At 45.4% G+C, this 13262-nt stretch carries 9 protein-coding genes; 2 read left to right on the top strand and 7 right to left on the bottom strand.

What is annotated here, in order from left to right:
• Positions 1–167 precede the first annotated feature (167 nt).
• From ASF99_RS03475 to ASF99_RS03500, 6 genes are all read right to left on the bottom strand, one after another.
• Positions 168–2468, bottom strand: a complete 2301-nt coding sequence (locus ASF99_RS03475) for a glycoside hydrolase family 65 protein (protein ID WP_055966965.1) — start codon at positions 2466–2468, stop codon at positions 168–170.
• A 227-nt stretch (positions 2469–2695) separates the two neighbouring features.
• On the bottom strand, positions 2696–3727 hold the full coding sequence (locus tag ASF99_RS03480; RefSeq protein ID WP_035398727.1) for a LacI family DNA-binding transcriptional regulator: 1032 nt from the start codon (positions 3725–3727) through the stop codon (positions 2696–2698).
• A gap of 34 nt (positions 3728–3761) precedes the next feature.
• Entirely contained in the window at positions 3762–5285 is a 1524-nt protein-coding gene (locus tag ASF99_RS03485; protein ID WP_055966968.1) for an alpha-amylase family glycosyl hydrolase, read from the bottom strand.
• Positions 5286–5307: 22 nt separating this feature from the next.
• Entirely contained in the window at positions 5308–6141 is an 834-nt protein-coding gene (locus ASF99_RS03490; RefSeq protein WP_023467409.1) for a sugar ABC transporter permease, read from the bottom strand.
• 1 nt (position 6142) lies between these two features.
• Positions 6143–7498, bottom strand: a complete 1356-nt coding sequence (locus ASF99_RS03495; protein WP_023467408.1) for a carbohydrate ABC transporter permease — start codon at positions 7496–7498, stop codon at positions 6143–6145.
• A 126-nt stretch (positions 7499–7624) separates the two neighbouring features.
• On the bottom strand, positions 7625–8881 hold the full coding sequence (locus ASF99_RS03500; protein ID WP_174316741.1) for an extracellular solute-binding protein: 1257 nt from the start codon (positions 8879–8881) through the stop codon (positions 7625–7627).
• A 455-nt stretch (positions 8882–9336) separates the two neighbouring features.
• Between ASF99_RS03500 and ASF99_RS03505 the strand changes: the two genes are divergently transcribed.
• Together ASF99_RS03505 and ASF99_RS03510 are read left to right on the top strand one after the other, a co-directional pair.
• A complete protein-coding gene (locus ASF99_RS03505) occupies positions 9337–11124 on the top strand; it encodes a glycoside hydrolase family 13 protein (RefSeq protein ID WP_023467406.1) in 1788 nt (595 codons plus the stop codon).
• Positions 11125–11265: 141 nt separating this feature from the next.
• Positions 11266–12417, top strand: coding sequence for a cation:proton antiporter (locus ASF99_RS03510; protein ID WP_055966971.1), 1152 nt, complete (start codon positions 11266–11268; stop codon positions 12415–12417).
• Positions 12418–12474: 57 nt separating this feature from the next.
• Here ASF99_RS03510 and ASF99_RS03515 read toward each other — a convergent pair whose 3' ends face one another.
• Positions 12475–13248 carry an enoyl-CoA hydratase/isomerase family protein gene (locus ASF99_RS03515; protein WP_035398437.1) on the bottom strand — a complete coding sequence of 258 codons (774 nt, stop codon included), beginning with the start codon at positions 13246–13248 and terminating at the stop codon, positions 12475–12477.
• Positions 13249–13262 lie beyond the last annotated feature (14 nt).

Genomic DNA, 13262 nt, shown 5'->3' on the forward strand with positions numbered 1-13262 from the left:
TAACTATCTTGAAACACTTTAGCACATTCAAATGTCGTCGGATAGTCAAGATTTCCAAAGATTGATGTTCTTTTTCATGATGGCGTTTTCATTTGTGACAAAGGTGTCCTGCTTCTTGTTACACACAAAAAAAAGAACCGACTCAAAAATCGGTTCTTTTTTCTCTCTTATACTGTCATCGAAGCAGGAACTGTAATCTGTCCTCCTGCCGGAACTTCAACAGTTGTTCCATGAACGTTTAAGCTGAATGCTTCGCCTTCTGTTTGGGCGATTTCGACGGCATTTGGCTGTACATGGACATGGATATGATGACCGCGCCATTGCATCCGGAACGTATAGCTCGTCCAGCCTTTTGGCAACATCGGCTTGAAGGATAACGTATCGTTCGCCACCCGTAATCCAGCGAATCCGTGGACGATCGACATCCATGATCCAACCATCGACGTGATGTGTAACCCGTCTTCCGTATCATTGTTGTAGTTGTCAAGATCAAGTCGTGCTGAGCGTTGGTACAGTTCGACCGCTTTTTCCTCATAACCGACTTCCGCCGCAATGATTGAGTAGATACATGGTGATAATGACGATTCATGAACCGTGCGTGGTTCATAGAAATCGAAGTTCGCTTTTTTCTCTTCTACACTGAATCGATCCGTCAAGAAGTAAAGACCTTGTAAGACATCTGCTTGTTTAATGAAGACAGAGCGAAGGATCCGGTCCCATGACCAATTCTGGTTTAGCGGAAGATGTTTTGGATCGAGGTCAGCGACCAAGATTTGTTCCTTATCCATGAAACCATCCTGTTGCATGAAGATTCCTGGTGCTGCCTCATCTTTTGGATAATACATCTTCGCGTCGATATCTGCCCACTTCGCCAGTTCCTCATCCGTCAACGCTAATTGATGCATAAGTTCTTGCAGACGTTCTGGCTCTTCTTGTGCCAAATGACGGTGGACGGTCTGCGTATATTCGAGACACCATGCCGCAATCAGGTTCGTATACCAGTTGTTGTTGACGTTGTTCTCGTATTCGTTTGGTCCCGTCACGCCAAGAATCATATAGACGTCCTTATGCGCGACGTAATTGACACGGCTTGCCCAGTAGCGAGAAATCTCGACTAATACTTCAAATCCGTATTGTCCGAGGTACGATGTGTCTCCCGTGTAATTCGTGTAATTATAAATCGCATGCGCGATTGCACCGTTCCGGTGAATTTCTTCATGTGTGATTTCCCACTCGTTGTGACACTCTTCTCCGTTCATCGTTACCATCGGATAAAGTGCACCCTTCATGCCGACATTCTTATCCGCATTTTCTTTTGCTTGCGGTAATTGATTGTGGCGATACTTGAGTAAATTCCAAGCCACTTCCGGTTTCGACGTCGCAAGGTAGAAGTTCAAGCAGTACGCTTCTGTATCCCAATACGTCGCACCACCATACTTCTCGCCCGTGAATCCTTTTGGTCCGATATTCAGGCGTGAATCTTCACCTGTGTAGGTCTGGAACATATGGAAGATGTTGAAACGAATCCCTTGCTGTGCCTCGACATCACCTTCAATTTTCACGTCCGCTTCTTCCCAGTGGTGCAACCACGCTGCTTCATGTGTCGCAAGCAATGGTTCAAAGCCTGATTCGAATGCGACGTGAACCCGTTTCATCGCTTGCTCCAGTAACGCATCGATGTCATGGTCACGATTCGTTACGAGTGCGACGAATTTTTCGACTGTGACACCCTCACCTACTGCGGCTTGTTTCGTGAAACGATTCGCGACGTACTGCGTATTGCCATCGACGACCTCACACCGTGCGCCTTCGACGTCCGTGATCATCGCTGCCGTCACATGCCAATCGAGCTTTTTCGTTTTTGATGTGACATAACCAAACCGTTCTTCAATTCCGTGTTCGACAGGAAGCCAGAACTTCTCGTCATAGTTCGAGTCTTCATTTTCAACATCTGCATCGAGATACGATTCAATGACGATTTCTGCTTCAAAATTGACAGGCGTCACCGTATATTGCAAGGCAGCGATTTCTTTATCGACGATCGAGAAGAAACGCTTGGATTCGATCTTGGTCTCTTCTACACCATTCTTCAATAGCATCGTCCGTGTCAACACACCGTGTTGCATATCAAGTTCGCGTTTGAAGTCGATGACTTCCCACGTGTTCAAGTCAACAGCTTTTCCGTTGACGGATACTTTCAATCCCATGATATTGACAGCATTGAGTACTTTCGCGAAGTACTCCGGATAACCGTTTTTCCACCAGCCGACACGTGTCTTATCCGGATAGTAAACACCTGCGACATACATGCCTTGATGCGTGTCCCCTGTGTATTCTTCTTCAAACGTCCCGCGCATTCCCATATGACCGTTTCCGATCGATGTCATCGATTCTGCCAATCGATTATCTTCTGGATGAAAACCAAGCTCTGTAATTTTCCACTCATTGACCTCAAAAAGTCGTTTCATCGTCAAGTCGCTCCTTTTTATGCTACGCATGTCGGTCACCCTGATCATGTAAGCGTTTCATCTATACTATACATTCTTTATTGTACACATAAAAAGCATCAATGCAATCGTTTGCACGAAAATAAATTTCTTTTTCTGCAACCGCTTCCTTTTACTAGAAATCGATAGCCATTTGAATCAAAAAAAGTCTATTTTCAAACCAATCGGCTTAAAAATAGACTATCATTTCATGCTTCAGATTTTCCGCCACAAGACTGACGGACGACGAGATAATGCGGAACGATGACGCGTTTTCCATAAGGGGTCGCATCTTCATTGATTTGTTCAATCAAACAATTCGTCGCTTCAAAACCAAGTCCAAAAATATTGATTTCAACAGAAGTCAACGGTGGGCTTGAGAATTCTGCGATGAACAAGTTATTGAAACTGACGACGGCCATTTGATCCGGCACACCGATACCCATCTCATTCAGTGTACTCATGACACCAAGTGCCATCATATCGTCACTAACGACGACAGCCGTAGGCGGATGTTCAAGCGACATCAGTCGCTTGACTGCCTCAGCTCCTCCTGTCGTCATGAATGGTGCACTGACGATGTAGGATTCTTGAATCGGAATGCCCTCTTCCATGAGAGCCGTCTTGTAGCCACCGACACGCTCTTGCGTCACAGCTAGGTCCTGTGCGCCTCCTACGAATGCGATACACTCATGCCCAAGTTGATGCAAGTACTTCGTCACTTCGCGACCGGCTAGATAATTATCCGTATCGACATACGTGACATGTGATGAATCACTGAATGGTTTTCCGACGACAACGAACGGAAACTTCGAGTCTTGTAGAAATTGAACGACTTTGTCATCCGTACGGGAATACAGTACGACGACACCATCGACACGACGGCCCTGAACCATCGAGACGACACCTTCATATACTTCTTCTTCCGAGACACCTGTCGTCATATAGAGCGAATATCCATTTTGATGCGCTTTTGTACTGATTCCTCGAATGACCTCCGAAAAGAACGGGTTTTGTAGCGTTTTTGTTGCAGCACTTGGCATGACGAGACCGATCGCTTGTGTCGTTCGATTCGCTAGACTGCGAGCATGAACGTTCGGATAATATCCGAGCTCATCCATCGCCTGGCGCACCCGTTCCTTCGTCTTTTGACTGATGCGTGAACTATTCGCAATGACGCGTGATACCGTCGAGGGTGCGACATTCGCTTCCCGTGCTACATCCTTGATTGTTACCTGCATCCCCTTCACCTCACATTTCCCCTAGTTAAGTATTTTATTTTGTTTGACGTTGCATGCGTTTACGGTGAACGAGAAGAAGTATGAGCGCTAAAATCGGAGCGATCGCACCAATGGCAATGATCGACCACCAGTTGACTTGTGACTTTTCGATGACATAGCTATTCGCACTATTTGCATCAAGTGTGATCTCATAGGCGTCACCATCTTGACGCACCAAGTCTGAGAATAAAAGTCCTCTTAAACGCTGGTCATCACCGATTTCTTTCGCAGACACGCGTAAGCTCGTCTTTTTTTCTCCAAGATTGATCGCGTAAACGACTTGTTGTTGTTTCGTCTCCCGTGAGTAGACTGCCATATGATCGGTTTTTGCGATCAAGCGTTGCTTCCCTGTTGCAAACGCTGGGTAATCCTGACGCATCTCGTTCAACGTTTTTACGTACTGTTGCATCTTCTTGTTTTGATCAAATGTCATCATCATCCGGTTTCCAGGATCCTCGCCACCTGGCATCGCTACCTCTGTTCCTTGGTAGACGATTGGCATCCCCGGGGCAGCATAGAGTGCGAACAGCGCCAACCGAAGCTGCCGCTCCTCTTCGTCTGCTCCACCAATCTTTGCTTCCGTGATGAAGCGTTTGACATCATGATTATCAATGAAGGTTGCAAGTCCCTTGGCATTCGGATTAAACGTAGTATCTCGATTATAAACTGAATCGAGCTCTTCCGCTGAACCATTTTTGCGGGCAAACTGATCCTTGACTCCATAATAAAACGGGAAGTTCGTCACGGAATCAAAACCTAATTTCGAATAGGACGCGATTTTTCGCGGATCTCCATCGAATACTTCAGCCAACAAGAATAAGTCTGGATGCTTTTCTTTGACTGCTGGGATAAACGTTTCCCAAAATGAGGCTGGCACATGGCGAACTGTATCGAGCCGGTATCCGTCTATACCCGTTTCATCGACCCAGTAGTTCGCGACATCAACTAAATAATCGACGACTTCTGGATTTTCCGTATTGAAGTCCGGTAAATCGAACAGCCAGTTATTCTCGACTTCCGACGGGTTATTCCAATTCTTGATCGGTTGATTTTTATGGAACCACTCTGGTTTTTCTTTCACCATCGGATGATTTGGTCCTAAATGATTGACGACAAGATCAAGGACGACCTTGATATCCCGTTTATGCGCTTCTTTGACGAGACGTTTAAACTCTTCCTTTGTTCCGAAGTGCGGATCAATCTCGTAATAATCATCCGTCCAGTATCCATGATAACCGTTCGGACGGTTCTTAAAGATCGGCGTTAACCAAATCGAAGTGAATCCCTTTTCCTTGATGTAATCGAGACGTTTCGTCACGCCTGCTAAATCGCCACCTTGGAACGCTTTTGGATTTTCAGGATCCGCCTCTTTATCATTACTCGGATCGCCATTCTCGAACCTGTCGACCATGATGAAATACATTCGTTCTTTTTCCCAACCTGCTGCTTCACCCGTCATCGGTTGAAGCCCGATAGACAAGAGAAGCGGCAAGAGGAGAAGCATTATGCCTCGTCTCATGCCGCTGATTTCCCCCTTATGATTATCCTTTTGTTCCACCAGCCGTCAATCCAGACACGAAGAAGCGCTGGAATGCGAAGAAGAGAAGAACGATTGGAACTGCTGATAATACGGCACCTGCCGCAAATAACGTGAAGTTATTGTCGAACTGCTCCGACACCATGTTGTACAACCCGACCGCAAGTGTCTGTTTCTCAGGAGAACGCAGGACGAGCGATGCTAAAATGAAGTCGTTGAATGGTGCCATGAAGTTGAACAACGCGATGACGGCGACCATCGGTTTTGCGAGCGGTAAGATGATTTGCCAGAAGATTCGTAAGTGACCGGCACCATCCATCCGTGCCGCCTCATCGAGTTCTTTTGGAATCGTATCAAAATATCCTTTTGCAAGATACGTATTCATTGGAATCGCTCCACCCGAGTAGAGTAGGATAAGCGCCAGATGCGTATCAAACAATTCTAACATATTAAGCAAGACATAAATCGCAATAATGGCAACGAATTGCGGTACCATCTGCAACACGAGGAACAAGATCAGTGAATTTTTCCGACCGACGAAGCGATAGCGTGAAAAAATGTATCCTGTTAACGTGATTAGAGCGACGGAGACGACCATCGTGATGACGGCAATCTTGATTGTGTTTAAATACCACATGCCATAATCCGTTTTTGATGGATCGAACAAATCGAAGTAGTGAATCAAAGTCGGATTACTTGGGAAGATATCCGATGTAATACTTTTCCCTGGGTTAAGTGAAGTACCAACGACCCAAAGGAGTGGATAGACGATAATGATGGAGGCGACCGTCAAAATGAGATATGACAACGCCATGTTGATTCGGTTTTGTTTTCTCATATTAGATCATATCCTCATCTTTGAATGATTTTGAACGCTTGAACTGAATGACGGCAATCGTCATGATGAAGAACGACAACACAAGCGTGATCGCTGCTGCGAATCCATACTGCGGGTTCGCACCAAGCGACAATTTGTAAATCCACGAAATCAAGATATCCGTTCCACCAGCCGATTGACCTGGTACTGCCGGTCCACCGTTGTTGAAGAGATAGATGATATTGAAGTTATTGAAGTTGAACGTATACTGCGTGATCAAGATCGGTGCTGTTGCGAAAAGAATCATCGGCAATGTAATCAAGCGGAACTTCTCTCCTGCTGTCGCTCCGTCGATTGTTGCTGCCTCATAAAGATCTTCTGGTATCGACTGCAAGATTCCCGTCGTCAGTGTCATGATGTATGGGAAACCTAACCACCACTGAATCCCGATCAAGGCAAGCTTCGTATACGTCGGATCTGTCATCCAGTCGACACCGTCAGTAAGACCGATTGCTGGTAATAACGTCGTATTGAAGACACCGAATGTCTCATTGAACATCGAGCGGAAGATCAAGATCGTGATGAAGGCTGGTACTGCCCATGACAGGATCAAGATGGAACGGAAGAACCGTTTTCCTTTGAGTCCCTTTTGGTTCAGTAAGACTGCCAGTCCGATACCGATCGCGATGACACCTGTCGTCGAAGCGACGGTCCAGACAAGCGTCCAACCAAGAACGCTGACGAATGTGTCGCGGAAAATATCAACCGTGAAGATATTCAAGAAGTTTTGAATCCCGATCCAGTCGACCAATTTCGCTGGAGGAGAGTTGTTGAACTTATAGTTTGTAAAAGCAATCAAGAAAGTAAAAATCAACGGTAAGACGACTGTGAACACTAAAAGTACTAATGAAGGAATCAACATCGCATACGGGAATCCATTATCGCGGAAGTTCCGTAGTTGCATCTTCAAGGAAGGTACTTCGAGGTTCATGTCGCGCAACTTACCGATTCGATACGCATCGATAAAGTTCCAGACGTAAATGGCGATACCAAAGACAAGTAAAATCAAGGCAATGATGCCCTCGACCATTAGAAAGATCGAGTGATCCCCCCTTACGCCTGGTACCTCACCGAGTGTAATCAAGCCCCAGATCGCTCCGCGATCGCCAGGACCATTTCCGGCTCCTTTGAAGAACAGTTCAAAGTTGACGAGAAAATATGATAGTACGACGACAAAAAATGTCGCGCCTTTAAGGAATTGTTTATTGTATAGTTGTCCTACTCCTGGAATGATCGACATCAGCGCCGCAATCGTGCGGTGGTTCGTCTTTTTTTCAGGCGTTGGATTCGTCGGGTGTGGTGTTGCAATCGCAGCCATCGTCCGTTCTCCTTTCCAAAGGTCATGTCTGACCTCAGGCTTCTCTTCCAACCATAAAGATGAGGGGGAATCCAAGATCCCCCTCTCTTTATCTCTTTTTCATGGATTCACGCGTTCCATTTACGCTTATTGATTGTTAGCTTCGATTTGTTGCTTGATTTGTTTGACAGCATCATCAGCTGATTTTTGTGCGTCTTGTTTGTTTGTTGCAACAAGCTGAAGTGCTGCTGCCATTGGTTCCCAAACTTGACCCATCTCAGCGATGTTCGGCATTGGCACACCGTTTTGTGATTGTGCGAAGACTGCTGCTGCGACTTCGTTATCCTTGATTGCTGCATCTTCTTGAAGCGCAGTGACTGGTGGGATCTCATTGTATTTTTCGAACATTGCTTTCGCGTTCTCTTCACCAGTGAGTGATGCCAAGAACTTCTCAGCCCACTCTGCATTTTCCGAGTATGCTGAAATCGCGTATGTTTTTACACCAACGAATGTTTTAATCGGCTCACCGTTTGGAAGTTTCGGAAGAGCTGAAGCTCCGAGGTTGATGCCTTTTTCTTTATAGCTCGCAACTGCCCATGGACCGTTCATGACAGCAACAGCTTTTTTATCGCCGAAGAGTTGGTCAAGTGCTTGACCACCGCCACCACCGATAAGACCTTTCGGGAAGAGACCTTCTTTGTACCACTTGCCGATGTAATCCATACCTTCGACAGCACCTTTGTTGTTCAAGCCGATATCTGCTGGATCCAATTTGCCACCGTTGTCTTTGAAGACATATCCGCCGTAGCCACCAATTGGACCGTGTGCGAAGTAGAAGTTATCCCAAAGCGCGAGGAATCCGTATTTGCCGTCTTTCTTTTGCTCTGTTGAGATCTTGTACAGATCGTCCATTGAAGCTGGTGCTTCTTTTAATTCATCTTTATTGAAGAGGAGGATTGGTGTTTCAACTGCTTTCGGATATCCGTAGACTTTACCGTCAAACGTTACTGCTGATTTCGCTGTATCGATGAATGGCTCAAGTGCTTTTTCGCCATCCTTGAGCTCTGCGATCAAGCCTTGGTCAACGACTGTACCGATTTGGTCGTGTGGAAGAAGCATGATATCCGGTCCTTTACCTGCTGGTCCGTCAAGTGCTACTTTCTTCTGCTGATCTGTCATCTTAACTTCTTTGACTTCGACTTTGACGCCTTCTTTTTCTTCGAACGCTTTAGCTGCTGCTTTAGTCGTTTCAGCTTTTTCAGTGTCTTCCCAGATGACGATCTTGCTTGGTTTTTTACTACCTGAATCTGAAGATGATGATTCAGAGTCTGATCCACCGCCACATGCTGCAAGTGCACCGATTGCCATGACAGATACAGAGAGACCTGCTACGAATTTTTTCATTTCCATGATTGAAATTTCCTCCCCAAGTTAACTTATGAATGATAAGTTTTAATGCACAACGTTTGCATAAAGGCACAACCATTTTCTCATGATAACAACCGAGTGGTTGTAAGCGTTTTATGAAAACGTTTGCATCACCTTTACATTTTTATTATACAATCTAAAATCCTTTTGACAAGTCCTTTTATTCAATTATTTTCTTACATTTCAAAAACTTTTTATTTTTGATTTCATTATTTGAATCAAATGCTAGATAGAATAAGTGCATAAAAAGAAAACGTTTTCATTTTTATTGTTTGCACAACATGATGCAAACGATTGCATCATACTCTCGACTTTTATCAGGAATCCTTGATTTCACGGGATTGGAATTGACTTTAAGAAAGCGCTTTACTATTCTTAGGTCGAAGACATAATCAATATGATGCAAGCGATTGCGTTAAGGAGTGACTGCCATGTTCAAAGAAGCTGTGTTTCACCGTGCGATGTCTCCGTTCGTCTATAAATATGATGAGCGAACAATCCACATCCGTTTACAAACGAAAAAAAATGACGTTGATCGCGTCGATTTGATATGGGGCGATCCATACGATTGGCATACTGAAAATCCGGATGCTGCCGATTGGAACTTCGATCCCTCAAAATCAAACTACTGGAATACATTTGAAACACCGATGAAGCGAAGTGGATCAGATGAGTTATACGATTATTGGTTCATCGATGTCGTACCTCCCTTCCGTCGTCTACGATATGGTTTCCGTCTCCATGACGGTTCAACGAGTCATGTATTCACGGAACGTGGATGGTTCGACGAAAAACCGCTCGATGATACTGGCTACTATTTCTGCGTTCCTTTTCTTAATGCAGTCGACGTATTCACTGCACCAGATTGGGTCCAGGATACGGTTTGGTATCAAATCTTCCCAGATCGCTTCGCAAATGGCGATACGACGAATGATCCAGCTGGTACACTCCCATGGAATAGTACAGCACCGACGACGACGAATCTTTTCGGTGGAGATTTCCAAGGCGTCATCGACCACATCGATTATCTCGTTGAACTTGGTATCACTGGTATTTACTTCTGCCCGATCTTCTTGGCGAAATCGAATCATAAATATGACACAATCGATTACTTAGAAATTGATCCACAGTTCGGTACGAAAGAGAAATTCAAGGAAATGGTCGATTTGTTACACGCACATGGCATTCGTATCATGCTAGATGCCGTTTTCAATCATGCCGGCTTCCACCATAAAGCATTCGCTGACATCCGTGAACATGGTAGTCATTCAACCTATAAAGAATGGTTCCATCTGCGTGATTTCCCGCTCGTGACAGAACCATTGCCGAACTATGATACGTTTGCTTTTGTACCTGAAATGCCGAAATTCAACACCGAGAATGATGAAGTAAAGTCTTACTTGCTCCATGTCGCCCGCTACTGGGTCGAAGAATTCGGAATCGATGGCTGGCGACTCGACGTCGCCAACGAGGTCGATCACGCATTTTGGCGTGATTTCCGTCAAGTCGTCAAGGAAGTCAACCCTGACACGTATATCCTTGGTGAAATTTGGCATGACTCACAGGAATGGTTGCTCGGTGACCAGTTTGACGCCGTCATGAACTATCCATTTACGAATGCCGCTTTGAACTTCTTTGCCTTAGATAAGACTAAAGCAAGCTCGTATGCGAACGATATGTCGCATGTGTTGTTCTCAAACACGATGAATGTCAATGAAGTGACCTTCAATCTAATCGGATCACACGATACACCGCGTGCGTTGACACGTGCTGGGAATAACAAACAGAAGCTTCGTCTTCTCTTGTTATCGATGTTGACGTTCTCGGGTAGTCCCGTCATCTATTATGGTGATGAGATCGGTCTCGATGGCGATCAAGATCCAGGCTGCCGAAAATGTATGCCGTGGGATCCAGAGGAGCAGGATCAGGAGTTATTCGCCTATACACGACACTTGCTACAGCTTCGAAAGCAACATAAGACGCTTGCGAACAAAGGACATATCTCTTTCGTTCACGCGAATGATGAGACGAATACAATCATCATGCGTCGCATGAGCCCGGAAGGATTATATTATATCTACTTCAACAATTCAGATGCTCCCGTTTCGTTGACCGCTCCACAAGCTGGTCGGGGGCTTGATTTATTGACGAACACGCACCAGCAGACGCTTGATGTCTCTCTCCCTGCGTATTCTGGAACGATCGTTCAAGTCTTATAACCATTTAAAAGCCTGTACACTCACCTTCTGAAAAAGAAGTTTTGTGTCCAGGCTTTTTTCTGTATCCGTTCTCCAGGAGAGAAACGAGTTAATGAATGCCAGCGAATTAGGGTATAGGGTACAGAAAGGAGGACATCCTCCATGGAAATTTTCTTTTACGCCGGTCTCATCCTCATCGGCTTATTTACGATCAGTTATTTGAGTGAACGATTCCATGTTCCGAGTATTCTGGCCTTCATCTTGATCGGAATCGTCCTTGGATTTTATTATGACCCTCCCGAAGAGCTGAAACTCGGAGGAGAAGCGGGCATCATCGTCCTGTTCTTTTTACTTGGTCTAAAATTTTCAGTGGCGGACTTGCTGATTCAGCTCCGTTCCATTTGGAAAGCAGGAGTCATCGATATTCTACTTTCGTTTGGTGGGACTATCCTGTTGACCCTATCGTTTGGCTTTTCAGTCGCCGAATCGTTTTTGATTGGCTGTGTCTTATATGCGACGAGTTCTTCGATTTCTGCTCGGCTGCTCGATCGGGAACCGGATAAACATCAGGATGTGAATCGCTTCGTGCTGTCCTTACTCGTCTTCGAAGATTTGATGGCACCAATCCTACTGACGACGGCCCCGTTCGTTTTAGGGACTGAGACGTTCTCGGTAGCAAAAATCAGCATCATCTTTCTCGGATTTGGCTTCTTCTTCATTGCTTTAATCATCATGACGTTATTCATCCGAAGACGGAAACGTCTCGTCGATTCACTCTACCGTCATCCTGATGCCGGCATCGGAATCATCGGGTTAATCTTGTTATTTTCCGGTATCGGTATCTTATTCGGATTGTCAGAAGTACTTGGCGCCTTCATCATCGGTATTCTGTTAACCGAACTGGATGAGACGCGTTATCTTAGACGACTAGTCACTCCGTTCCAAGACTTATTATTACCATTGTTCTTTATCACGTTCGGAATGTCATTCGAGTTGACTGACGGATTACCGATTGATCTATTTTTCTTCGCTCTTGTCATTTGGGGAGTCGTCTCTAAATTTTTAGTCGGTTACCTCGGCGGAAGGTCCTTTGGTTTATCGAATTATCATGCGATCGAATCTGGCTTTTGTCTGGGTCCACGTGGTGAATTTTCGATACTTTTCATCACGCTCGCTAGTGGTGCATTCGTGACGTTGACCGGGATATACATTTTTGTTTCTGCTTTTCTTGGAATTCTACTATTCCGTATCTCTACAGGATTGACGAACCGTACACATGCGACCGCACGAAAAATCAAAAAGAAATTGAATTAAAAAGACGTCGGCGCATCGTGCGTTTCCGACGTCTTTCTTCTATAAAGTATGCTCGATTCATCGTCCGACAAAAACAGGGCGTTTTTTTTCGATGAAGGATTCAACAGCATGGCGATGGTCTTCCGTTTTTCCAGCACGTGACTGATAGATGATTTCTTGAGCAAGCATTTCCTCCAAGTTATTTTCATAACTCGCTGCTTGCAGCTGCTTGATGTACCCGATCACTTTTGTCGGACGATCTGCCAGCTGACGAGCAAACGCTGTGACCTCTTCTACAAATTTCTCTGATTCGATACTTCGTGTTGCTAGGTTGAGCGAAACGGCTTCTTCTGCTGAAATCGTGTCACCGAGTAACGCAAGCTCCGTTGCTTTTGCCGCACCGATTAGCCGGGGTAAGAAATACGGCGCTCCTGCATCCGGGACAAGACCGATATTGATAAATCCGAGCGATAATTTCGCTTCAGCGTGGACGAGCCGGAAATCGCAGGCGAGCGTTAGTGACAAACCGGCACCTGCCGCTACACCATTGATGGCAGCGATCGTCGGTTTTTTCGATTTAGCGAGTGCCCGAACGACAGGATGATAATACTGTTGTAGATATTCACCATGATCGAGCTCAGGCGAGACGGTTTTCAAATCTTGTCCTGCACAAAAACCACGTCCTTCACCAGTCAAGACGATGACACGTACTTCCTCATCCTGATTCGCTTCTTCTAGAGCGTCTGCCAACTCTTCTAGTAAATTCGACGTTAATGCATTCAGTTGTTTGGGTCGAGCTAGCGTTAGCGTTGCGATTTGATCCTTGACGACATAATGCATTTCTCGTTTCATCGGATTCCCCTACC

The organism is Exiguobacterium sp. Leaf187 (assembly GCF_001423925.1).
Taxonomy (GTDB): domain Bacteria; phylum Bacillota; class Bacilli; order Exiguobacteriales; family Exiguobacteriaceae; genus Exiguobacterium_A; species Exiguobacterium_A indicum.